This is a genomic window from Dorea sp. AM13-35, assembly GCF_003473885.1.
GTDB classification, from domain to species: domain Bacteria; phylum Bacillota; class Clostridia; order Lachnospirales; family Lachnospiraceae; genus Dorea_D; species Dorea_D hominis.
Genome location: NZ_QUCZ01000005.1, coordinates 78304 through 101531 on the forward strand (window position 1 = coordinate 78304; position 23228 = coordinate 101531).

22 protein-coding genes, 1 tRNA gene and 1 pseudogene are annotated in these 23228 nt (G+C 40.5%); 22 read left to right on the forward strand and 2 right to left on the reverse strand.

Translation table 11 applies throughout. The features are described 5' to 3' along the window. Positions 1–19 precede the first annotated feature (19 nt). The 8 genes from DW152_RS07060 (at position 20) to DW152_RS07095 (ending at position 9114) form a co-directional block, all read left to right on the forward strand. Entirely contained in the window at positions 20–1459 is a 1440-nt protein-coding gene (locus DW152_RS07060; RefSeq protein ID WP_118288276.1) for an FGGY-family carbohydrate kinase, read from the forward strand. A 59-nt stretch (positions 1460–1518) separates the two neighbouring features. Beyond that, complete coding sequence (locus tag DW152_RS07065) at positions 1519–2175, forward strand: L-fuculose-phosphate aldolase (RefSeq protein ID WP_117537961.1); 657 nt, start codon at positions 1519–1521, stop codon at positions 2173–2175. Positions 2176–2514: 339 nt separating this feature from the next. After that, positions 2515–4038, forward strand: a complete 1524-nt coding sequence (locus DW152_RS07070) for a D-alanyl-D-alanine carboxypeptidase family protein (RefSeq protein ID WP_118288277.1) — start codon at positions 2515–2517, stop codon at positions 4036–4038. Between the two features lie 276 nt (positions 4039–4314). After that, positions 4315–5805, forward strand: a complete 1491-nt coding sequence (locus DW152_RS07075; protein WP_118288278.1) for a sodium-dependent transporter — start codon at positions 4315–4317, stop codon at positions 5803–5805. A 19-nt stretch (positions 5806–5824) separates the two neighbouring features. Continuing rightward, complete coding sequence (locus DW152_RS07080; protein WP_021860547.1) at positions 5825–5947, forward strand: MetS family NSS transporter small subunit; 123 nt, start codon at positions 5825–5827, stop codon at positions 5945–5947. 376 nt (positions 5948–6323) lie between these two features. Further along, positions 6324–7256 (forward strand): cysteine synthase A, encoded by a 933-nt coding sequence (gene cysK, locus DW152_RS07085; RefSeq protein ID WP_021860548.1) that lies wholly within the window; start codon positions 6324–6326, stop codon positions 7254–7256. A 178-nt stretch (positions 7257–7434) separates the two neighbouring features. Further along, positions 7435–7866: an RrF2 family transcriptional regulator gene (locus DW152_RS07090; RefSeq protein ID WP_118288279.1), complete on the forward strand. Its 432-nt coding sequence runs from the start codon at positions 7435–7437 to the stop codon at positions 7864–7866. A 327-nt stretch (positions 7867–8193) separates the two neighbouring features. Continuing rightward, a complete protein-coding gene (locus DW152_RS07095; RefSeq protein WP_118288280.1) occupies positions 8194–9114 on the forward strand; it encodes a LysR family transcriptional regulator in 921 nt (306 codons plus the stop codon). Here DW152_RS07095 and DW152_RS07100 read toward each other — a convergent pair. After that, complete coding sequence (locus DW152_RS07100) at positions 9089–11158, reverse strand: sigma-54 interaction domain-containing protein (RefSeq protein WP_243059852.1); 2070 nt, start codon at positions 11156–11158, stop codon at positions 9089–9091. The genes DW152_RS07095 and DW152_RS07100 overlap by 26 nt on opposite strands. Before the next feature lie 175 nt (positions 11159–11333). Here DW152_RS07100 and DW152_RS07105 point away from each other — a divergent pair, with 175 nt between their 5' ends. The 8 genes from DW152_RS07105 to rpoN all read left to right on the forward strand — a co-directional run bounded on the left by DW152_RS07105 (position 11334) and on the right by rpoN (position 18989). Next, positions 11334–12020: a nucleoside recognition domain-containing protein gene (locus tag DW152_RS07105; protein ID WP_021860552.1), complete on the forward strand. Its 687-nt coding sequence runs from the start codon at positions 11334–11336 to the stop codon at positions 12018–12020. 4 nt (positions 12021–12024) lie between these two features. Beyond that, positions 12025–12495 carry a YjiG family protein gene (locus DW152_RS07110; protein ID WP_021860553.1) on the forward strand — a complete coding sequence of 157 codons (471 nt, stop codon included), beginning with the start codon at positions 12025–12027 and terminating at the stop codon, positions 12493–12495. 28 nt (positions 12496–12523) lie between these two features. After that, positions 12524–13654 carry an amidohydrolase gene (locus DW152_RS07115; RefSeq protein ID WP_118288281.1) on the forward strand — a complete coding sequence of 377 codons (1131 nt, stop codon included), beginning with the start codon at positions 12524–12526 and terminating at the stop codon, positions 13652–13654. 243 nt (positions 13655–13897) lie between these two features. Then, on the forward strand, positions 13898–15202 hold the full coding sequence (locus DW152_RS07120; protein WP_021860555.1) for an O-acetylhomoserine aminocarboxypropyltransferase/cysteine synthase family protein: 1305 nt from the start codon (positions 13898–13900) through the stop codon (positions 15200–15202). Between the two features lie 261 nt (positions 15203–15463). Further along, entirely contained in the window at positions 15464–16618 is a 1155-nt protein-coding gene (locus DW152_RS07125; RefSeq protein ID WP_118288282.1) for a PucR family transcriptional regulator, read from the forward strand. Positions 16619–16730: 112 nt separating this feature from the next. Then, entirely contained in the window at positions 16731–17369 is a 639-nt protein-coding gene (locus DW152_RS07130; RefSeq protein ID WP_021860557.1) for a lactate utilization protein, read from the forward strand. Between the two features lie 87 nt (positions 17370–17456). Beyond that, a tRNA-Cys gene (locus DW152_RS07135) sits at positions 17457–17527 on the forward strand. A gap of 85 nt (positions 17528–17612) precedes the next feature. Then, on the forward strand, positions 17613–18989 hold the full coding sequence (gene rpoN / locus DW152_RS07140; protein WP_118288334.1) for an RNA polymerase factor sigma-54: 1377 nt from the start codon (positions 17613–17615) through the stop codon (positions 18987–18989). Between the two features lie 3 nt (positions 18990–18992). On the opposite strand, the gene DW152_RS07145 is transcribed toward rpoN, so the two are convergent. After that, positions 18993–19397, reverse strand: coding sequence for a hypothetical protein (locus DW152_RS07145; RefSeq protein WP_021860559.1), 405 nt, complete (start codon positions 19395–19397; stop codon positions 18993–18995). A gap of 644 nt (positions 19398–20041) precedes the next feature. On the opposite strand from DW152_RS07145, the gene srtB reads away from it, so the two are divergent. From srtB to DW152_RS07175, 6 genes and pseudogenes are all read left to right on the forward strand, one after another. After that, positions 20042–20830 carry a class B sortase gene (gene srtB / locus DW152_RS07150; protein WP_118288283.1) on the forward strand — a complete coding sequence of 263 codons (789 nt, stop codon included), beginning with the start codon at positions 20042–20044 and terminating at the stop codon, positions 20828–20830. A 12-nt stretch (positions 20831–20842) separates the two neighbouring features. Then, positions 20843–21031, forward strand: a complete 189-nt coding sequence (locus DW152_RS07155) for a DUF951 domain-containing protein (protein ID WP_021860561.1) — start codon at positions 20843–20845, stop codon at positions 21029–21031. A 130-nt stretch (positions 21032–21161) separates the two neighbouring features. Next, positions 21162–21449 (forward strand): 30S ribosomal protein S6, encoded by a 288-nt coding sequence (rpsF, locus tag DW152_RS07160; RefSeq protein ID WP_021860562.1) that lies wholly within the window; start codon positions 21162–21164, stop codon positions 21447–21449. A gap of 20 nt (positions 21450–21469) precedes the next feature. After that, positions 21470–21925 carry a single-stranded DNA-binding protein gene (locus DW152_RS07165; protein ID WP_021860563.1) on the forward strand — a complete coding sequence of 152 codons (456 nt, stop codon included), beginning with the start codon at positions 21470–21472 and terminating at the stop codon, positions 21923–21925. 21 nt (positions 21926–21946) lie between these two features. Next, on the forward strand, positions 21947–22213 hold the full coding sequence (rpsR, locus tag DW152_RS07170) for a 30S ribosomal protein S18 (protein WP_004607925.1): 267 nt from the start codon (positions 21947–21949) through the stop codon (positions 22211–22213). 305 nt (positions 22214–22518) lie between these two features. After that, positions 22519–23016, forward strand: a pseudogene (locus DW152_RS07175) (transposase-like zinc-binding domain-containing protein); the annotation flags it as partial. Positions 23017–23228 lie beyond the last annotated feature (212 nt).

Here is a 23228-nt window from a genome sequence, read left to right on the forward strand (position 1 = left end):
TAAATAAGGAGAAAAGCAGATGGAAACAAATTATCTGGTTGTAGATATGGGAACCGGAAATTCCAGAGTAGGACTTGTCAGTGCCGATGGAACCATCTGGGGAATTCGAAATTACGAAAATCAATATTACAAAGATAAACAGTATGAAGATGCACAGTATTTTCTCCCGGAAGAATGGGAACAGAATCTTTTAGACGGCTGTAAAGAGCTGCTGGAGGAGTTTCCGGATCATCCGGTACGTGCGATCACTTCATCCGGAGCCCGAGAAAGTATTGTCCTTTATAATAAAGAAGGAAAGGCTTATCTGGGACTTCCGAATATTGATAACAGAGGCCGTGCATGGATGGCAGAGATTGAAGACTGCACATTCATTTATGAAAAGACCGGTCGCTGGGTAACAGAAGACTTCCCGGCAGCAAAGCTGATGGGATACCGTAAAAAATACCCGGAAGAATTCGAGAGCATTGCAAAGATCACAAGTCTTAGTGAATGGATCGGAGAGATGTTCACTGGAAAACTGGTCATTGAACCGTCACAGGCATGCGAGACACAGCTCTTTGATATCGAAGAAAAAGACTGGTCCGAAAGACTCTGTAAAGACTATGGAATTTCCATGGACATTCTGCCGGAGATCGCCAAAGCCGGAGACAGCCTTGGCACGATTAAGAAAGAAATGGCAGATGAGCTGGGAATCAGCAACGATGCAGAATTCATCGTCGGCGGAGCTGATACACAGATTGCGCTGAAGAGTGTTGGAATGGGTGTCGGAGATGTTGCGGTAGTATCCGGAACGACTTCGCCGGTTGCAACGATCACAGATTATAAATATTATGACAAACAGGAGCGCTGCTGGACAGATTCCAACCTTGGCGGGGATACTTACCAGGTTGAGACAAACCCGGGCGTTACCGGACTGAACTATCAGAAGATGAAAGCTTTTCTCTTTCCGGATACTTCTTATGAGGAGTTGGAAGAAGAGATGGCAAAACAGACCGAGTATTTATGTACCGCGTCTTTTTCATCCTTATATTTCTCAGAGAAACGTTCTCTGAAAAAGGGTGGATTTGTCATGAAAGCACCATTTGACGCAACGATGAAACCAATCCATCTGATCTGGGCAGTCGTAGCTGATATTGCATGTTCTATCTATGTACAGTACAGAAGTCTGTGCGAGATGACAGGACATGAGAAAGAATACATTTTAGGATGTGCAGGTGGTTTCCAGTCGAAGATGTTATGCCAGCATCTGGCAGATCTGACAGGAAAGAATCTGATCATCCGGGACGGATTCAGCCAAGCATCCATCAATGGCTGCTTAAGAATCTGTAATGCATATTACGGAATTGAATCCGAAAAAGAGACAGAGCAGGCAGAAACGATTTACACACCGAAAGAGGACAGCCTGATTCTGGAATATTACAAAGAATGGTTGAAAAACCGTCAGATGTTAAATCCTTAAGGGAGTTAGCATAGATTATGAAAAAGAAACAGAAATTAATGAAGAAAGAGGGAAAAACAATGTTAATGCAGGAAGAAAGAGAACAGATTGTAGAATATGGCAAAAAGATGAGCGCTGACAGACTGACATCCGGAACAAGCGGAAATATCAGTATTTATAACGCAGAAAAAGGTTACATGGCTATCAGCCCTTCAGGAATCGGATACTTCGATGTAAAACCGGAAGATGTAGTTATCATGGACCTGGATGCTAATATCGTAGATGGAGACAAGAAACCATCAAGCGAGTGGGCACTTCATACAGCAATGTACAAAACAAAACCAGAATGTAGAGCCGTTGTTCATACACACTCTATGTACTGTACAGTATTTGCAACACTTCGTCAGCCACTGAGAGCAGCTCACTATGTAATCGCAGATGCCGGTGTAGATGAAGTACCATGTGCTCCGTATTGCACATACGGAACACCGGAGCTTGCGAAAGCAGCTTCTGATACAATCGGTGACAGCAACGCAGTTCTGCTTGCTAACCACGGTATGCTCGCTTGCGGCGGAAGCTTAAAGAGCGCTTATTCTCTGGCATGTGGAATGGAATTCTGTGCTGAGTTAGAGTACCGTACAAAGACAATCGGTGGTCCTGTATATCTGTCTAAAGAAGAAATGGCAGAAGTACTGGAAAGCTTTAAGAGCTACGGACAGCCGAAAAAGAAAAACTAATTTATCCGACAATTCACATTTTAAAATAATATAAATAACCCTCCATTCCCTTAATATACATTGTATAATTAGAGAAGGGAACCCCTTAAATAAAAGAGCCACCGCGAAAGCGATGGCTCTTGCCCTTTTTGTGTAATGGGGACGGGGCCTTTTGAAATGGGGACAGGGCTTTTTGAAATGGGGACGGGGCTTTTCTCAAAAAGCCCCGTCCCTAGAAGCTGCCAGCGGCAAGGTTTGAGAAGTGAGAAAAATGTGGTATAATGAACAAAACTGTCGAAAGTCTGATTTGGACGCATACGGGGAACGGCAGAGAACAGTAAACGAAGGTAAGGGCAATATATGTTTAATAGGAAAAAAATAGGAAGAAGATGTCTGGCAGCGCTTCTTGCACTGTCTTTATGCCTGGGACCGGTGGTGCAGGCAAATGCAGCGAGAACAAACAGTTCAGCAACTGCAAAAACTACAGCCGCGAAAAAGACCGGAAAAAAACGCAGAACAAAAAAGAAGCTGACACCGGAACAGCAGCGGGAAAAAGAATTAAAGAAAGTCTATAAGATGAAGATCCAGTCGAACCAGATCAAGGGCTGGCCGAAAGGACCGGGAACTTACGGAGAGTCCGGAATTGTAATGGATGCCGGTACAGGTGCGATTCTGTATGCAAAAAACATTGACACACACGAATATCCGGCGAGTATCACAAAGGTGCTGACAGCATTGGTTGCACTGGAGAATGGCAAGATGGATGATCCGGTTATATTTACAAAAGACTGCGTGTCATTTATTCAACCGGGCGATTCCTCCATCGGGCTGAAAAAAGGGAATAAGATCACGCTGGAACAGGCGTTGTATGCGACACTTCTTGCATCGGCAAATGAAGCTGCGTACGCAGTCGGGGCAAATGTCGGTAAAAATGCCGGACATGATTACAACTGGTTTGTGCAGCAGATGAATGTAAGATGTAAAGAACTGGGTGGAAATAATTCTCATTTTGCAAATACGAATGGTCTGCATGATCCGAATCATTATACGTGCGCCAGAGATATGGCACTGATTGGAAGAGAGTTGTTCAAACATCCGGAATTTTTCAAGATTGTGCAGACACTGAATTACACAATTCCAAAATCAAAGACCGTAGAGAAGCACGAATTTTATCAGAAACATAAGATGTTATGGCCGGGCAATTCGAACTATTATAAATATGTAGTTGGCGGAAAGACCGGGTTTACTTCGGATGCACTGGCAACATTGATCACGATGGCAAAAAAAGGCGATACGAAACTCGTCTGTGTTGTGATGCGTACACACGGAAGAAATATTTTCCCGGATACGAGACATTTATTCGATTATGCATTTAAGAATTTCAAAAAGACTCCGGTTTCCGGCAATGAGACATCAAAAGATGTCGGGGAGATTCTTGCCGATGAAAACAGCGGTTATGTCATGCTGCCAAAGGGGGTAAAATTTTCAGATCTGAAGATGAAGATGGAAGTAGACAAGAGCATGCCGTCCGAAGCAACATTAACTTATACTTACAGAGACAATCTTGTCGGAAGTGCAAGAGCGAAGCTGAGCCAGTCTTATCTGGATGCACACAAGGCAAAAGTTGAGCCAAAATCATCTGTGAAAAATCAGAGTAAAGTTACAAAACCTGGCAAAACTGAGAGGATGATTAAAAATAAAGTCAAAAAAATCCTTCCGGAGAAAATCTGGAAGCAGCTTGCAGCCAAATATCAGCAATACGGAAGAACGAAGAGTTATGAACTCGCCGGGCTGGTAGCTGTTCTGATCGTACTGATTCTGCTGTTTATTGCGCGTTTGATTAAGATGCGACGGTTTAAGAAAAAGCGGAAGAGGAAACGGTAAAGGAGAATAGCATATAAGAAATACTAATACCTAAAATTAAAAAATGTAATATTTATATTGACTTTTGAACCCGTGAACGTTAAAATAAAATCAATCAGTGATTAGAAAATTCGGATAAATCGGATAAATCAGAAAAAACTGTAATTATCTACAAAAAATACTGATTAGAAAGAAAAATTAGAATACACACGGAAGTTTTACGGTTGCGAAAGAAACAGGTGGTAGGAAAGAAATTAGAGCTTCTGACGAGTGTAGTATTCGGACGGAGGTTTAATTATGGAACAGAAACAAGAAAAGTTTAGTACCATAGGTTACATTGCAGCCGCTTTAGGTATGTGTATTGGTACAGGAAATGTCTGGCGATTCCCACGAGTATGTGCGGCGAATGGTGGAGGAGCATTTATTTTAGCCTGGACGATCGCAATGCTGATTTTTGCAGTACCGCTTCTCTCAACGGAGATGGCAATTGGTAAGAAGACCCGGCTTGGATGTATCGGTTCTTTCCGTAATGTTGGTGGAAAGAAATATACATGGATGGGATTTTTCGTGGCAGCAGTTTGTTTTTTCCTGATGAGTTATTATTGTGTACTTCAGGGATATTGCATGAAATATGCGGTAAATTCAGTTACCACATTTAAAGCGAATCTGACAACCGAGACTACATCAGCAATGTGGACAGCATTTACAGATTCTAAATGGCAGGTTATTTTATTCCACGCAATCGGATTTGCAGTTGCATGTTTTATCGTTTATCAGGGAATTGCCGGTGGTATCGAGCGATTCTGTAAAGTAGCAATCCCGTCATTATTTGTCATTCTTGTCGGACTTGCAATTTACGCAGTTACATTAAATGGAGCAAGTCAGGGACTGCAGTATCTTTTTACAATTAAGAAAGAATATCTTCTCAGTCCGAATACATGGATCCAGGCATTTATCCAGGCAGCATGGAGTACCGGCGCCGGATGGGGATTCATTATTACATATGCAAACTATGTTGGAAAAGATGAAGATGTTCCGACAAGCTGTCTGATCATGGGACTTGGTGATAACCTTGGAGCCATCCTTTCAGCACTTGTAGTAATTCCTGCAATCTGTGCACTTTCTGCAACACCGGAAGCAGCAAATGAGGCACTTAGCCAGGGTAACTTCGGACTTACATTTATTTATATTTATCAGTTATTTACAACAATTCCGGGTGGAAGATTTATTTCATTTATTTTCTTCGGACTGCTTGCAATTGCAGCTATTACATCACTGTTCTCAATGATCGAGGTCGGAGTCAAATGTGTAGTTGACCTTGGCGTATCCCGTAAGAAAGCAGTTGTTGGTGTTTGCTTTGCAGGATTCCTTGTAGGATGTTTCTCATGCTGGTCATTAATCAACATCGATAATCAGGACTGGGTATGGGGAATTGGACTTTTAGTAAGTGGTGCGTTTATTGCAGTGCTTGCATGGAAATATGGAGTAGAAAAATTGCGTACAGAAGAAGTCAATGCAAAAGGCGCAGACGTACATTTACCAAAAGCATACTATACTGCATGTATGTATATTATTCCTGTTTTAGTAGTAGGAATGGTTGGTTACTGGCTTTTTCAGACAAAAGAATGGTTCCCGAATACATGGCTGAATCCATTTATTATACAGGATAATACGGGAACAGTATTACTTCAGTTTGCAGTTGTTATTGTTGTAGGTATTGCACTTTCCAAATTCTTCAATAGTAAAACTGCAAAAGGCGAGATGAAAGAAGACGAGATCGCAAAATAATAGAAAGAAGGTATGTGTTATGACGATGGATGCAATTATTATGATGGTAATTACAATTGTAGGATATGTTGGTGGATTTGTTTACTTTCTTTCAAGAGTGTTTAAAAAAGAAAGAATGAAAGCAAAAGAGCAGAGTAAATAAGTGTTTATAAAATAAGAGCGGTGCACATATGAGTGTATCGCTTCTTTTTTTGAATAAAACCTATTGACATAGTAGGTTTATAGTGATAGTATACTTTACATGAAGAAGAGATAAGGAGATGAACAAGATGATCAGAAACTGTAGTGCAGTGAGAAAACACTGGCGAATGTTAGTTTATCAATTGTGCTGTGTGGCAAGGTGTTGCAGCCGATGTTGCTGCCCACAGTTTTAAGATGAAGTATCATCGCATATTTTATATAGGAAGATGCCATAAAACCATTCGTGTGCAAGCACATCATAGTTTTAGGCTTTTGCCCCTGGCATCATAGAAGAAAAACGTAGAACGGTTACAGATAAATAGAAAGAGGGATTTAAAATGGCAAATATTTATAAAGGAACATTAGGATTAATTGGAAACACACCACTTGTAGAAGTAGCAAATATTGAGAAAGAATTAGGTCTGGAAGCAAAAGTACTTGTAAAATTAGAGTATTTCAACCCGGCAGGAAGTGTAAAAGACAGAATCGCAAAGGCAATGATCGAAGATGCAGAGAGCAAAGGACAGTTAAAGGAAGGTTCTGTGATTATTGAGCCAACATCTGGTAATACAGGAATCGGACTTGCATCCATCGCAGCAGCCAAAGGATATCGTATCATTCTTACAATGCCTGAGACAATGAGCGTTGAGAGAAGAAATATTCTGAAAGCATACGGTGCAGAGTTAGTGCTGACAGAGGGCGCGAAAGGAATGAAAGGAGCAATTGCCAAGGCCGAAGAGCTTGCAAAAGAGATTCCGAACAGCTTCATTCCGGGACAGTTTGTAAATCCTGCAAACCCTGCTGTGCACAAAGCAACAACAGGACCGGAGATCTGGAAAGATACAGATGGTGAAGTTGACATCTTTATCGCAGGTGTCGGAACCGGAGGAACACTGACAGGAACCGGTGAATATCTGAAAGAGCAGAAACCGGAAGTGAAGATCGTAGCATTAGAGCCGGCTTCTTCACCGGTATTATCTGAAGGAAAGAGCGGAGCACATAAGATTCAGGGAATCGGTGCCGGATTTGTACCGGACGTACTCAATACATCTGTATACGATGAGATTTATAAAGCAGAAAATGAAGATGCATTTGCAGCAGCAAAACTGCTTGCCAAGAAAGAAGGCGTACTGGTAGGTATTTCTTCAGGAGCAGCACTTCATGCAGCAATCGAATATGCGAAGAAACCAGAGAATAAAGGCAAGACAATCGTAGCATTACTGCCAGATACAGGTGACAGATATTATTCAACACCATTATTTACAGAGTAAATAACCTGCGAAGTGAGTAAAACATTTGCTGAGCGGAAATGCCTGTAAAAGTGAGTAAAACATTCGCCGGACAGGCATAATCATAAAGTAGATACCATGAGTAGAAATACAGAGTAAACCTAAAATGTTTACTCTGTATTTTGCCAGTTAAAAATAAAAGATAAAGGATTGGGGTAATATGAAATTTTCGAAAAGAAGCCGCTATGGCATACAGGCGTTAATAGATCTGGGGATATATGCAAAAACGGAATGTGTACAGTTAAAGGATGTGTCGGAGAGGAATGATATTTCCGTCAAATATTTGGAGCAGATATTTACTGCGCTCAGAAAAGCAGGATTTGTAAAAAGTATCAAAGGTCCACAGGGCGGATATCTGCTTGGAAAATTACCGGAGGAAATTCGCATATCTGATGTAGTTGAAGCGATGGACGGAAGCTATGAATTGGATGAAGAAGTGTCCGAACTGCCGACTGCACAGGTGATTCAGAGATGCATTATCAATCCGGTCAATGAGCAGACCAATCAACTGTTGCGGGGACTGACCTTAAAAGGATTAGTGGAAAAGACAGAAGAGATTACTGCATATTCAGCGGAGATGTACTATATATAAACACCAGAGTCACAAGCCTGAAACCACGATGTGCTTGCACGAGAGTGGTTTTATGGCTTAGTGACTTGCCACAATATGAGGATAAAAGCAGGGTGTAGCCCTGCGATATCCGAATATTGTGCAGGATTGTGGAAGTGCATAGCACGGAGCAATCCGTAAGGTGTTTATATATAGGAAACAGAAAAATAGAGTCACCGCCTCGATATGAGCAAAATGAGCTGCGAAGCAGCGAAAGAGCACGTAGTGACGTGCGGATTTGCGAATATAGCGGTGGAGCCCAGAATAAAAATGGCTTAGTGACTTGCCACAATATGAGGATAAAAGATTATGACATTAACACAACTTCATTATATTATTACAATTGCACAGACTAAATCCCTGAATAAAGCAGCGGAGCAGCTGTTTGTCTCTCAGCCGTCGCTGACCAGTGCGGTAAAAGAACTGGAGAAAGAGCTTGGAATTACATTATTTTACCGAAGCGGACGTGGAGTTACGCTGACGAATGACGGAACTGAATTTTTATTATATGCGAAGCAGATTTATGGACAATATGAAACAGTGATGGAAAAATACAGCGGTGGCGGCAGCTATAAGAAGAAATTTGGTGTCTCCACACAGCATTATTCTTTCGCTGTAAAAGCGTTTGTAGATATGGCAAAAGCTTATGATATGTCACAGTATGAATTTGCAATCCGGGAGACGCAGACCAAAGAAGTCATTCAGGATGTCAGTACGATGAAGAGCGAAGTCGGCGTTCTCTATCTGTCAGATTTCAACCGTAAATCTATGACAAAATTATTTCGCTCCGCGGGACTGGAATTTCATCATCTGACCATTTGCCAGGCATATGTATATTTGTGGAAAGGACATCCGCTGGCAAACGAAGAATCTATTTCTTTTGAGCAGCTTGGCAAATATCCGTGCCTTGCATTTGAACAGGGAGATGACAGTGCATTTTATCTTGCAGAAGAAATCCTGTCTACGAATGAATATCCGCAGATCATCAAGGCAAATGATCGTGCAACGATGCTGAATCTGATGATCGGATTGAATGGCTATACGCTGTGCTCCGGCATCATCTGTGAGGAACTGAACGGTGATGAGTACCGCGCAGTTCCATTTAAAGATGATGAAATGAACCCGAACAGTGAGATGGAGATCGGGTATGTCACGAGAAAAAACTCTATTTTAAGCCGCATGGGCGAGCATTATATAGAAGAGATTAAAAAGTATCTGCGGATTGAGTAGCCAGTCTGAATTGCTGTACTCCGGCGGAAGTCAGTGATGTTCCGCCGCGTCCTCTGGAACTTTTAATCCAGTTTTTTTCATGTAAATATTCAAAAGCTTTTTTTATCTCATGTTCGGTATAGTCATAATTTAGTTCTTTTAATATTTTCATCCGCCCCATTGGCTGTTGGTAGAGAAGAGACAGAATGCGCTGGCATAAAGTTTCTTCTCTGGAAAACAAATCGGAAAATTCCACAGAAGAATTGGAAATAGGTGAATCCTTTTGTGAATGTATGAGATCTGTCTGGGAGGTTGTAATTATTTTTTTGTTGTATCCAGGTGGAAGATCATCCGGTGTTAAAGCTCTGGAACCCATGTATGCCATATATTCAATACAGTTTTGTAATTCGCGGATATTTCCCTTCCATGAATAAGACAGCAAAAGTTCCTGTAGCGCAGGCGTGATAGAATGATGGATTTTAAAACTTTTCAAAAAATGTTCGGACAATGGCAGGATATCATCGATACGTTCTCTGAGTGGCGGGATCACGAGTGTAAACATACTGATACGGTAATACAGATCCAGACGGAAGAGTCCCTGTTCGATCATGTCCGGAAGGTTTCGGTTTGTTGCCGTGATGATCCGTACATTGATCGGAATCGTCGTGCTGCTTCCGAGCTTTCGGATTTCCTGTTCCTGCAGAACACGAAGGAGCTTCGCTTGCAGAATGACAGGCATTTCGCCAATTTCGTCGAGAAATATGGTTCCGTTTTGCGCAAGTTCAAATAAGCCTTTTTTACCACCGCGTTTTGCACCGGTAAAGGCACCCTCTTCATAACCAAAAAGTTCACTTTCCAGTAATTCATTTGAAAGGGAGGCACAGTTGAGTGCGATAAACGGATGAGCACTGCGTGCAGAATACTGGTGCACAGACTGGGCGAACAGTTCTTTCCCGGTTCCGCTTTCTCCGTTGATAAGAATCGGAAAATCTGTAAGAGCCATTCGTTTGGCTCGTTGGATACAGTCTTTCATAACACTGCTTTTACAGATAATATCAGAAAACTGATATTTGGCAGCAGCATTTTTATGGATTGATTTTTTACGGATCTCATGTTCCAGAGATTCGATTTTTTTTGCATCTTTTAAGATAATTAAGAATCCTTTTGTATCTTTGTAAAGTGAAAATATATGCTTGGAAAATGTATATATTTTTTCTTGTTTTTCTAATTTAAAAATATAATTATCCCGTTCTGACGGATCCGTAATCAGTTCCCGGACTTCCATTGGAAGATAACGGATCAGTTCCCGGGTGTCAATAGTCTGTTCGTTCAAATTCATCATAGACAAAAAAGCCTGATTGACAAAAGCCGGATGGTCACTTGTGTTTAAAAAGAGCAGACCATCATCGATCAGGTTGATCGTCAGAGTTAACAGGTCTTTTGTGTTTGAATAGAGATCCAACGGTGCGTGTGAAAAGTCGCTGTTCAAAATTTCTTTCGATGTCTGATACAATTTCTCAAGCAGAGAGTTCGTTTTGATTTCCAGTGCAACCATCACAGACATTAATGTGTCTGCTGAAATCAGACGCCATCCAATGTCGATAACTTTTGTGATATATGATGGGATAAAACGCATCTGTCCCGGAGTGACCGCAATATCAACACTGTAAGTTTCCGGATTGTCCGGATAAGATGGAACGAAATCAATATGATTAATTCCCAGTTGATAAAGATAAGCAGCCATATCAAACGCAGAAGTACGGTTTGTAGTCATTAACAGGACTTTTGTTCCGGGTACGATATTCATGAGCTTTTTATAACCAGTATTTGAAATTGCTTTTACGCCATGAATAATAATTGGTTCATCGTCAAAATGTTTAAGTATTTCTTCATTATTAATCGGAGAAAGAGCAAGAACAGCATCAGCTTTCAGGTGTTCGCCGATTCCATCTGTAATTGTATGTGTTTCCAGCTCGAATAATCCACCAAAAAAATCTAAAAGTTCCTGGCGGTAATGCATGGCATTTAATAAATCGTAGGTAATTAAAATCAGCTTTTTCTTCATTGAATTCCCATCCTTCTTTGAATATAATGGATAATATCCTGTTTTATCCAATTATATCCTAAAAAATACTCGAAGAAAAGAAAAAATAGAGAAAAAACGCGAAATAAAGCAGGAAGAAAGTTGGCACGGTTTTTGCTCTATATAAATATATCAGTCATAAAGGAGGAGAAAAGGAATGGCAACAGAAACAAAGGAAAAGAGAAAGGGAGCAGAAGAACAGGTACAGGTAAAATGGTATGGTTATATTGCATTACTGGTAGGTATTCTGTTTTTCTCAGGATTATTTCAGAAAGCACCAGGAGCGCTTAAAGCATTAGATTTCAATAATGTAATGGGAAGTTTTGGAACGCTTGGAGAATTAACAAAAGGATCGGGTACGCTGGCGGAAAACTTCCGTGGAGTCGGAGGATCCGGACCGAAGGACGGATGGTTATATGCACTTACATTATTGCCGTCAGTTATGTTTGCGCTTGGTATGGTAAAGATCATTGAACATCTGGATGGAATGAAAGCAGCACAGAAATTACTCAGCCCGTTGTTAAAACCACTGATGGGACTTCCGGGAAGTGCCGGACTTACATTGATTACAAGTATTCAGTCAACAGATGCTGCAGCAGCTATGACAAAAGAATTAAGTGATAATGGTTATATCACAGAGAAAGAAAAAGCGATTTTCTGTGCGTTCCAGTTTTCAGGAGCGTCTGTAATTACAAACTTTTTTGCATCAGGAGCCGCATTATTCCCATTTATTGGAGACCTGGCAATCTGGAAACCGCTGGTATTGATTATTGTGTTGAAATTTGTGGGTGCAAATGCAATGCGTTTCTGGGTAAACAAAATGGATAAGAAAGAGGAGGCATAAACATATGGAAGCAAAGACAGAGAAGAAGGGAAATATTATTGACGCATTTGTAGGCGGAGCGAGAAATGGATTTAAGATCGGTACAAATTCTATGGTTCCGAATATTATTTTTGGATTTGCTGTGATTTCAATCTTAAATCTGACCGGATTAATGGAAATTATCGGAAAAGTATTTACACCGATCATGGGAATCTTTGGACTCCCGGGTGTTGCTGCAACAGCATGGATGGCAATTTTTGTATCTATGGGAGGAGCCGCAGGTGTTATCGCCGGACTTTTTACGGCTGGACAGATGACAAGTGCACAGGTTGCAATTATGCTTCCGGCATTATTGCTTTCCGGAGCACAGGTGCAGTTCATGGGACGTATGCTTGGAACAGCTGAACTGGATACGAAATACTATCCTCATATGTTTACGATTGCAACTGTAAATGGAATTATTGCAATGCTGATCATGAATTACTTTATTGTTTAAAATAATGTAGCAGAAGGGAGAAAGAACAATGGCAGAACAGAAAGATTATATCACTTATGTACATGAGGTTTATGATTATTTACATACAATTCCAGAACTGGGATTTGAAGAGTATAAGACATCTGCATTTATTCTGAGTGAATTAAAGAAATGTGGATTCAGGGATGAAGATATTGTTTCGGGAATTGCAGGAACAGGTATTCTTGTGACGATTGATTCTGGTAAACCGGGACCTGTACTGGCGTTAAGAGCAGATATAGATGCGCTGGAATTTATTATCAATGGAGAACGCAAAATTATTCATGCATGTGGACATGATGGACACATTTCCATGCTGTTGGTTGCTGCAAGAGAAATTAAGAACAGAGGACTGGTGAAGGCAGGAAGACTGAAAATTTTATTCCAGCCGGCAGAAGAAAAATTATTTGGTGCTTTAAAAGTGATTGAATCAGGAGTACTGAATGATGTTGAGGAAATGGTTGGCATGCATTTGCGCCCGAAACAGGATTGCAGACTGGGAAGGGCAATACCGGCAATGTATCATAATGCAAGCTGTATTATGCATTTTTCTATCAAAGGAAAAACTGCGCATGGTTCAAAACCACATCTTGGTGTCAACGTAGCAGATGCACTGTCGCTGTCTACACAGGCTGTTAATATGATCCGTGTAAATCCGGCAATCCCGAGTTCTGTAAAAGTGACAAATGTTAAGATCCCGGGAGAAACATATAATAATATCCCTGAAGAAGCATTTATGGCATTGGATCTTCGTTCAGAGAGCAATGAAGAGATTGAACATATGAAAGAACTGGTTGTCAGAGCTGTGACAAAAGCATGCGAAGCAGTCGGAGCAGAAGCGACATTAACATTCAACAGTGGAGTTCCGGCAGCAGAATTTGATGATGATATGATTAAACTTGCAGAAGAAACGATCTTGGATGTATTTGGCGAACATGGTTCAATTGGAATCTTCAAAAATTCAGGCGGAGAAGATTTCCATTACTATACACAAAAACTGCATTGCAAAACGACTTATATGGGACTGGGAGCGGATGCAGTTCCGGGATTCCATAATCCAAATATTGTGATTGATACAAAGGCACTGGAATATGGTGTACAGATTTGGTGCAGACTGGTAGAAAAACGGATGCATGATTAAGAAATAAGGAAAAATGAAATAAACACCCTCTAGGAAAAGCAGACTGTCATTTTAAGAAAATAAAGTGATAGTCTGTTTTGTTTTTTGTTCCCTGAGTTATAGCTTCATCCTATAACCGGATATTTTTCTTATGTATTAGACGAGAATTACCTACCATGTTAGTATGTTTACAGAAACAAAGAAACACAACAAAAAAGGGCAAATTAAGGAAACGCAGTAAGCGTAATATGGAGGGACAAAATTATGGCAGATATTAAGGATTCAAAAAACTGGGGATTTGAAACAAGACAGTTACACATTGGACAGGAGCAGGCTGATCCGGCAACGGACGCAAGAGCAGTTCCGATTTATGCATCATCATCTTATGTATTCCATAACTCACAGCATGCAGCTGACAGATTTGGACTTCGCGATGCAGGAAATATTTACGGAAGACTTACAAATCCGACAGAAGATGTATTTGAACAGCGTATTGCTTCATTGGAAGGTGGTTCTGCAGCACTTGCAGTTGCATCCGGAGCAGCAGCAATCGATTATACATTCCAGGCACTTGCAAAAACAGGTGAGCATATCGTAGCATCCAAGACTATTTACGGAGGAACATATAACCTTCTGGCACATACACTTCCACTTACAAACGGTGTAACAACAACATTCGTTGATCCGGAAGTTGAAGGTTCATTTGAAGCAGCAATCCAGGAAAATACAAAAGCAATCTTTGTTGAGACATTAGGAAATCCGAACTCTAACTTAGTTGATCTGGAAGAGATTGCAAAAATTGCACACAAACACAATATTCCATTGGTTGTAGATTCAACATTTGCAACACCATATCTGATCCGTCCATTTGAATATGGCGCAGACATCGTTGTACATTCAGCAACAAAATTCATCGGTGGACACGGAACAGCAATCGGTGGTGTCATCATTGAAGGAGGAAACTTCGACTGGAAGGCAAGCGGAAAATTCCCATGGATCTCTGATCCGAACCCAAGCTACCACGGAATTTCATTTGCAGACGCAACTGCACCGGCAGCTTTCGTTACATACATTCGTGCAATTATCTTACGTGATACAGGAGCAACACTTTCTCCGTTTCATGCATTCTTATTCCTTCAGGGATTAGAGACATTATCACTTCGTGTAGAACGTCACGTAAGCAACGCGCTGAAAATCGTAGATTACCTGGCAAATCACCCACAGGTAGAGGCGGTACATCATCCGTCTCTTGAGAGTGAGCCGAGCCACGAATTATATAAGAAATATTTACCGAACGGTGGTGGATCTATCTTTACATTTGAGATTAAAGGAGATGCCAAGACGGCGCAGGATTTCATTGATCACCTGTCCATTTTCTCACTGCTTGCAAACGTTGCAGATGTAAAATCTCTTGTAATCCATCCGGCAACAACAACACACAGCCAGTGCACAGAGGAAGAACTGTTAGATCAGGGAATTAAACCAAACACAATCCGTCTTTCTATCGGAATTGAAAAAGTAGAAGATTTGATTGCAGCATTAGATGCAGCATTTGAGGCAGTAAAATAAGCCCCTCTTGACGCTAAAAGCGTTCTTTTAGATAATTAATAAAAGCCGAAGTGGAAATACTTCGGCTTTTATTAATATTCAATAATCTGAAGTTCAAATATGGAGCACAAATTTCGGGGATGCTATCAATAGCTTTGTGCTTCAATGACAATATAACATGAATTATCCAGATTTAACATAGGTTTTGTAAACAGAAAAACAGATATAAATTGTGCTCTGATCACAAAAATGATACAATAGTTTCAAAAAAGGAGATGTTTTATGGCCGTAGAACTGGAAAAATTATACGTACAGCTGATTCCAGAGTACAATATCAGGCTTTGTACGCAGAGCTGCTTTGAAAAAAGAATCAGCTGGATACATATGGTAGAGGATATTGAATTTACACAATTTCTGCATGGAAATGAACTACTGTTTAATTCGGGACTTAATTATGAATCCAATGAATGGCTGAAGAAATTTATCGATTGTCTCTGTGAAAAAAATGCGGGGGGATTGATTGTGGGAATGCATGATGGAATGGGATTTCCGCAGGAGATTGTAGATTACTGTAATGAGAAGAAACTTCCGTTATTTTCAGCGTCATGGGACACGCCTTATATCGATATTATGCGGCTTTTCTCGGAAATTTTGCTGAAGAATGAGCAGATTGAGACGAATCTGGTAAATGCACTGAAAAATGCAATTTATTATCCGGACAGTCAGGATATGTATCAGAATCATCTGGAACGTAATGGCTTTTTTGAAGATTATTCTTATATTGTTATCCGTATCAGTTGTCACACTTATGATACAGATAAAGGCAATAGTATTCTGGAAGATCTGGAGCGAGATATCCGTTATTCTATGAAGAAGAGTATTATTTACAAAGAACAGGGTATTCTTACAGTTCTGGTAGCCGGTCATTTTGAGGCGTGGGTGAAGGAATGTGTGAGGGATATGTGTGAAAATGATGAGAATATTTATGCAGGAATTGGAATTACGGTGAACAAATTAAATGAGATCCACCGCTCTTTTGAATCTGCACAGATTGCATATCAGCTTACGAAGACAGCAATTCCGAAGAATTATCTTGTATATAATGAGCTTGGCATTTACAAAATACTGACTGACTTTAAAGAACCGACATTATATACGAAATTTGTGAACGAGACACTGGGCAGTCTGCTCCAGTATGACAGAGAACATCAGACAGATTATGTGGCAATCCTGCAGGCATATTTTGAGAATGAGTGCAGCACAGTCTGCACAGCACAGGCATTATATTGCCATAAGAATACACTGACTTACAAATTGAATGCTATCAAAGAAATACTGGGGTATGATATTTTAAATAATGAGAACCGCACAAAGATTATGCTTTCATTTTATATTTTGCGTATCGGCGAGATGTGGTATAATAATCGTAAAGCTTAAAAGGGGACGGGGCTTTTCTAGAAAAGCCCCGTCCCCTTTTAAAAGCCCTCCACATTTCCCACAGGGAATGTGGAGGGAATGATGTGAAATATGTGGACAGGAGGAGAAGACTATGGATGAAAATCGTATCAAGAGAAATGTGCTCCTGGGCGAGCGCATGATTAAGAATTTGGAAACCCGCAATATGGAAGGCTACTATGCGGACTCTAAGGAAGAAGCATTGCAGATCGCACTCAGGCTCATTCCGGAAGGAAGTTCAATTGCCTGGGGCGGTTCGATGTCGATCGCCGAGATCGGATTAAAGGATGCAGTCTGTCAAGGTAATTATAAAGTTTATAATCGTGATGCGGCAAAGGACAAAGAAGAAAAACGGGAAATTGAGCTGGCAACTTACGACAGTGATTTCTTCCTGACAAGTGCTAATGCGATTACGGAAAGTGGTGTGCTTGTAAATATTGATGGCAATGCCAATCGTGTGTCCGCAATTGCATATGGACCGAGAAATGTTATTATGATCATCGGTATGAATAAGGTTACAAAGGATCTGGAAAATGCATGGTCCCGCGCAAGAAATGAGGCGGCGCCGATCAATGCGCAGCGCTTCGGGCTGGATACACCTTGCTGCAAAACAGGTTCCTGCTTTGACTGTAAGAATCCGGACACGATTTGCTGTCAGTTTCTGGTGACACGTTATTCTAAACATCCAAACCGGATTAAAGTAATCCTTGTAAATGAAGACCTGGGATTTTAGAAAAATATTAAAAATCTGACAGTAGAATTAAGATTCTGTTATTGACGAATACCTGTGCATTTGCTATAATAACAAATGCACATAGATGGCGCCATAGCCAAGTGGTAAGGCAAAGGTCTGCAACACCTCTATCACCAGTTCAAATCTGGTTGGCGCCTTTATAATAAAAATCCTGTCCGATTCGGGCAGGATTTTTGTGTTATGGTGACGAGAAAAATGCGAAAAAGGACAGCGGTGGAGTGTATGAGACTTGAATTACGACAGAAACAAAAACAGATTTTGACAGAGAAAATGATACAGTCCGTGGAAATTTTACAGATGACTTCGCAGGAATTAAAAGAATATGTGAATGAAGTAATGCTGGAGAATCCGGTTGTAGAATTGGATGAACATGTAAATGAAAATACTGGAACAGAATCTATTGAAGAAAGGCAACAGCAGACATCTGCAAAGGAACAGTATCATTATCTGACACAGAGACAAAGCGATGATGATGATATTTCCGATCTGAAAAATAAATGGAATGTGGATCCAAACAACGAAGAAACACTGCAGGACTATCTCTGGTCGCAGTTTCTATGGAAGGAGCACAGTGACAGGGATGAGAAGATTTTTAAATTTATTCTGGACAGTCTGGATGACCGGGGATATCTCACAGATACTGTAGAAGATATTGTGGACAGTGTAGGTGAGACGAAAGAACATGTAATACAGCTTATAGAAGAGGTGCGTACATTGGAGCCGGCAGGTGTTGCAGCAATGAATCTGCAGCAATGCCTTCAACTGCAATTGCAGCGACGGGGGGAACTGGATCATAATATGGAAAAACTGGTGACAGAATGTCTTCCGTTGCTTGGAGAAAATAAAATTCCACAGATTGCAAAAAAGATGAAACTCTCAATAGATGAAATTTTAGTTATGTGTGAACGACTGAAAACGCTTTCCCCAAAGCCGGGTGGATCTTTCAGTAACAGACAACAGATGAAATACATTATTCCCGATGTAATTGTTGTGAAATTTAAAGAATATTACGACATTCTGTTAAATGACTGGATGTATGCCGATATATCGATCAGTCCATATTACAGTCAGATGCAAAAAAATAATTCATCTCAGGAAGTGAAAGATTATCTGGAACAGAAGATAAAACAGGCAAACTGGGTGAAACAGAGCATAGAGCAGCGAAATACAACCTTGTTAAAAGTGGTAAGAGCAATAGTAGTACATCAAAAAGATTTTTTTGAACATGGCAGTGCATATTTAAAACCATATCGTCTGGCAGACGCAGCGGAAGAGATCGGAATACATGAATCGACAGTGAGTCGTGCGGTGAATAAAAAATATTTACAATGCAGCCAGGGGATTTTCCCGTTAAGTTATTTCTTCGTTCGTGGTATGCAGGAAAATGCAGAACAATCCAGTGCTGCTATTAAGGGGATGATAAGAGAATTGATAAGACAGGAAAACAAAAAGAAACCGTGCAGTGATGCGGTTATAACAAAATTATTAAATGAAAAGGGAATCCAGATTTCCAGAAGAACCGTTGCAAAATACCGGGATCAGGAAGGAATACCGGGAGCATCCGGAAGAAAGGACTGGAAACAGGACTCCGTTGTCTGATTTTTAACTGTTCTTTATAAATGTCGTGTGGCATTTTGGGCAGGTGATCTCAATCCGTCCTTTGCCACGCGGGATTCTTATTTTCTGCTTGCATCCCGGACACCGGTAAATATGATGTGTCTTGCGCTGCAGCATCATACTTTTCTTATGGAAAAACCAGCTGCGGATCTTCGCGGTCTTTCCAAGAAAGAGTTGATTTTCGTGGGAACGTTTATAAATATTTCTGGAAAACATCCGGTAATAGGAATAAATAATGAGCACCCAGGAAAGGAGAGACAACTTGGAATTAGATGTCCATCCGGCGATAAGCATAATTGCGAGTCCCAGCCCGACTGTCCATTTTCCTAATGTATCTATTCCGTATCTTCCATACATGAATTGCATAAATTTTTCTTTGAACCGATTCATATCTCACACCTCTGATTTCTATAAGATTATTTCTATATTTCATAATGATATACCCACAGATTTTAAAGTCAATTAAGAAGAAGTGAAAGGTCATTAAAAAAGTATAAAATGATGTTTTGACAAAAAAATTGGGGGAGGGTATACTGAAAACGTCGATTACATAAATTAAAATATTTTATATTTTATAAAACTTATCCGGGAATTTATTTGTCTAATATGAAAGCCGGAAAAGGCAAAAAAGTGAAGATTACTGCAAAGGCAAAAGACGGCTCAGGCAAATATGGTACAATAACGATTAAAATTAAATAAATAATGCGAGAAAAAGACAGCTATAGAAAGCTTTTCTGTTATGAGGAGATGATGAGCTGTCTTTTTATATAATGAGAACTGGAAACGTCGTTTCTGATATATAAAACTCTTCGGGAGGAAGTACACTCTTTTTTGAACACCGATTATGGTATTTTATTGGTTTATTATAGTAGAAAAACCAAAGGAGACGCGTACTTGCGAGGACAGCAGAGTATTGCAGAAAATTGCATCTGGCACAAGAATGGGGGGGAAGGCACACGCTTTATTAATTGACACTGGTAGAAGTAGACAAGGCTTGTTATAATGTAAAGACAATAGTTGAAGGAGTGGTGCGGATGAGTGAAAGAAAACATCACAGAGGAAGAAGGAAGAAAAATAATTTACTACTGAATATCATTTTAGTAATTGCGGTGATTGTATTCTGCGTTTCCGGATATAACCTTCTGAAAATCGGAAAAGGCTACAAAGACGGACAGGATGAATATAAGAAAGTACGCAAACTGGCGGTGACACAGGATAAAGATTCGGGAAGATCCGTAGATGAGTTTCAGGTGGATTTTGATAAGTTGAAGAAAATAAATGCAGATACGATAGGATGGATTCGTTTTTCCCCGAAACCGAAGGAAATTAATTATCCGATTGTGCAGGGGAAAGACAACCAGACTTATCTGCATAAAACATTTTCAAATAATGAGAATACGCTGGGAAGCATTTTCTTAGATTCAAATGCAAATGCGGATTTTGCAGACGGCAACAGTATCGTGTACGGGCATCGCATGAAAGATGGCTCCATGTTCCGGCATTTGCAGGATTATGATACGAAGAAATTCTGGAAGAAATATCCGTATTTTTACATTTACACATTAGATGGAAGAAAATTAACTTACATTATATATGCTGCGGGAGAGACGACAGAGAAATCCGATGTGTACCAGACAGATTTCTCGGATGATGCAATGTTTCAATTATTTACGAAAGCAGCAAAAAGTATGGCACTCTACGATACTGGCGTAGAGGTGACAAATAGTGACAGTTGTGTTACACTTTCTACCTGCACAGGAGCCAGTGATGAACATCGTTTTGTTGTGATTGGCGTAAGAGTGCAGGAAGAAGAGCTGGAGTAAGGGGGAATTAAAATGGCTTATATATATGAAGTGGGCGATATCGTTACATTGAAGAAACCGCATCCGTGTGGAAGCAAAGAGTGGGAGATCCTGCGTGTTGGAGCGGATTTCCGGCTGAAATGTATGGGGTGCGGACATCAGATCATGACCGCGAGAAAGCTTGTTGAAAAAAATACAAGAGATTTGAAGAAAAAAGCTTGAAACAATTAAGCCTTTATGTTATCATATCAAATTGTGATACACTATTATTCCGTGTATAACCATGCGCGGAAATCCTTGCTCCCACATAAGCGGGCGGGGGCCAAAAGACCAGAAGGAGGTGCAGGACGACATGAACAAATATGAATTAGCTGTTGTTGTCAGTGCAAAAATCGAAGACGACGAAAGAGCACAGGTTATCGAAAAAGTGAAAGCATTAGTTGAGCGTTTCGGTGGCAAGATCTCTGACGTTGATGAATGGGGTAAGAAAAGATTAGCTTACGAGATTCAGAAGATGAAAGAAGCATATTACTATTTCATCCACTTCGAGTCTGATGCTGAGACTCCAGGCGAAATCGAACAGAGAATTCGCATCATGGATAATGTAGTCAGATATTTATGCGTTAGACAGGAAGCATAGACAGGAAGTAGAGGTATAATATGAATAAAGTAATTTTGATGGGACGCTTAACAAGGGATCCGGAAGTTAGATATTCACAGGGTGATAACTCTATGGCAATTGCCAGATATACATTAGCTGTTGACCGCAGATTCCGTCGTAACAATGACGGAGAGCAGACTGCAGACTTCATCGGATGTGTTGCATTCGGAAGAAGTGCAGAGTTCGCGGAGAAGTATTTCCGTCAGGGTCTGAAGGTAATCGTTACAGGACGTATTCAGACAGGAAGCTACACGAACAAAGAAGGTCAGAAAATTTACACAACAGATGTTGTTGTAGAAGATCAGGAATTTGCAGAGAGCAAAGCAGTCAGTGATGCTAACGCAGGAAGTTTCCGCCAGGCGGCTCCTTCACCGGCACCAGCTCCGGCAGCGGATGCAGGCGACGGCTTCATGAATATTCCAGATGGAATTGACGAAGAATTACCGTTCAACTAAGAATTGAAAGGAGAGTTAATCATGGCTTACGATAAAGGAAATCGTCCAGAAGGCGGCTTCAAGAGAAGAGGCGGCGGACGTAGAAGAAAAAAAGTTTGCGTATTCTGTGGAAAAGAGAATAACGAGATCGATTACAAGGATGTAGCAAAATTAAGAAAGTACATCTCTGAGAGAGGAAAAATCCTTCCGAGAAGAATCACAGGAAACTGTGCTAAACATCAGAGAGCTCTTACAGTAGCTATCAAGAGAGCACGTCACGTTGCTCTTATGCCATACGTACAGGACTAATTTGCACGGCATTTAAGTATGAATAATAGAAAGCCTTTAAGTACTGATAGAATTAGTATTTAAAGGCTTTTTTTGTAGTTGGATTTGCGCCTGCGAATTCTTATAATTTGAGTTATAGGACAAAATGTGTTGATAGAAACCGCCTTCAGCCCTTGAAAATAAAGGGTTGAAGGCGGTTTAATCTTTTTTTAAACAACTTTGAGGGTGGACAAAACGTGTTGATAAAAAGTCTCCAAACCCTTGAAAATAAAGGAACTAAAGGCTTTTAATCTTCCTTAAAATAAGAACCATGGAGGGAAGATTAGATGAATCAAGTAAATTGTCCTGTTTGTGGTATGAAATGTGTGAAGTCTGGAAAGACAAAAGCTGGTTCGCAACGTTGGCTTTGTAAGAATTGCAAAACGTCACTAACGCATAAAATTAATAATGAATCCAAGGAACTGCAAATCTTTTTGGATTGGCTGTTTGGAAAAGAATCTCAATCAACAATGTCTGGAGAAGGAAGATCCTTTAGAAGAAAGACAGCAAAGTTCTGGGATATATGGGCTATGCCGCCAAAGATAGCAGAATCTAGAGATGTAGTATTTCTCGATGGGATCTATCTTGGTCGGAAAGCATGCGTTTTGATTTGCTGTGATGAAAAGCATGTGTTGGGATGGTATTTGTGTCGTTATGAACATGCAGGAGCCTGGATCGCTTTGATGAAACGTATTGCTGAGCCAAGGATGGTAGTGTCTGATGGGGGTACAGGTTTTGCAAAAGCACTCAAAAAGGCATGGCCAAAAGCAAAACATCAAAGGTGTAGGGAACTTCATGAATGGGTAGCAAAAGGCAGGAGTCCTTATGATAATGGCGATTATATCTGTGGAGCCGGTGGGTATCCCCTTGATTTCATCAGTGCTTTGCGAGCCGAAAAAGAATTACAAGATTGGTTTGACAGTTTATCAGAAGCAGAAAAAGAGGCGGAAAGACAGGGTCGCAGTTATCAGTATGCTACCGAAACAGACGAGATTTA

Coding starts and splice junctions, on each gene's coding strand:
- DW152_RS07130 (WP_021860557.1), top strand. CDS start 16,731: ATGGATGAAAATCGTATCAAGAGAAATGTGCTCCTGGGCGAGCGCATG.
- DW152_RS07125 (WP_118288282.1), top strand. CDS start 15,464: ATGGCCGTAGAACTGGAAAAATTATACGTACAGCTGATTCCAGAGTAC.
- cysK (WP_021860548.1), top strand. CDS start 6,324: ATGGCAAATATTTATAAAGGAACATTAGGATTAATTGGAAACACACCA.
- DW152_RS07070 (WP_118288277.1), top strand. CDS start 2,515: ATGTTTAATAGGAAAAAAATAGGAAGAAGATGTCTGGCAGCGCTTCTT.
- DW152_RS07100 (WP_243059852.1), bottom strand. CDS start 11,158: ATGAAGAAAAAGCTGATTTTAATTACCTACGATTTATTAAATGCCATG.
- rpsF (WP_021860562.1), top strand. CDS start 21,162: ATGAACAAATATGAATTAGCTGTTGTTGTCAGTGCAAAAATCGAAGAC.
- DW152_RS07165 (WP_021860563.1), top strand. CDS start 21,470: ATGAATAAAGTAATTTTGATGGGACGCTTAACAAGGGATCCGGAAGTT.
- DW152_RS07095 (WP_118288280.1), top strand. CDS start 8,194: ATGACATTAACACAACTTCATTATATTATTACAATTGCACAGACTAAA.
- DW152_RS07120 (WP_021860555.1), top strand. CDS start 13,898: ATGGCAGATATTAAGGATTCAAAAAACTGGGGATTTGAAACAAGACAG.
- DW152_RS07110 (WP_021860553.1), top strand. CDS start 12,025: ATGGAAGCAAAGACAGAGAAGAAGGGAAATATTATTGACGCATTTGTA.
- rpsR (WP_004607925.1), top strand. CDS start 21,947: ATGGCTTACGATAAAGGAAATCGTCCAGAAGGCGGCTTCAAGAGAAGA.
- DW152_RS07060 (WP_118288276.1), top strand. CDS start 20: ATGGAAACAAATTATCTGGTTGTAGATATGGGAACCGGAAATTCCAGA.
- DW152_RS07065 (WP_117537961.1), top strand. CDS start 1,519: ATGTTAATGCAGGAAGAAAGAGAACAGATTGTAGAATATGGCAAAAAG.
- DW152_RS07115 (WP_118288281.1), top strand. CDS start 12,524: ATGGCAGAACAGAAAGATTATATCACTTATGTACATGAGGTTTATGAT.
- DW152_RS07105 (WP_021860552.1), top strand. CDS start 11,334: ATGGCAACAGAAACAAAGGAAAAGAGAAAGGGAGCAGAAGAACAGGTA.
- DW152_RS07155 (WP_021860561.1), top strand. CDS start 20,843: ATGGCTTATATATATGAAGTGGGCGATATCGTTACATTGAAGAAACCG.
- DW152_RS07080 (WP_021860547.1), top strand. CDS start 5,825: ATGACGATGGATGCAATTATTATGATGGTAATTACAATTGTAGGATAT.
- DW152_RS07145 (WP_021860559.1), bottom strand. CDS start 19,397: ATGAATCGGTTCAAAGAAAAATTTATGCAATTCATGTATGGAAGATAC.
- DW152_RS07090 (WP_118288279.1), top strand. CDS start 7,435: ATGAAATTTTCGAAAAGAAGCCGCTATGGCATACAGGCGTTAATAGAT.
- DW152_RS07075 (WP_118288278.1), top strand. CDS start 4,315: ATGGAACAGAAACAAGAAAAGTTTAGTACCATAGGTTACATTGCAGCC.
- srtB (WP_118288283.1), top strand. CDS start 20,042: ATGAGTGAAAGAAAACATCACAGAGGAAGAAGGAAGAAAAATAATTTA.
- rpoN (WP_118288334.1), top strand. CDS start 17,613: ATGAGACTTGAATTACGACAGAAACAAAAACAGATTTTGACAGAGAAA.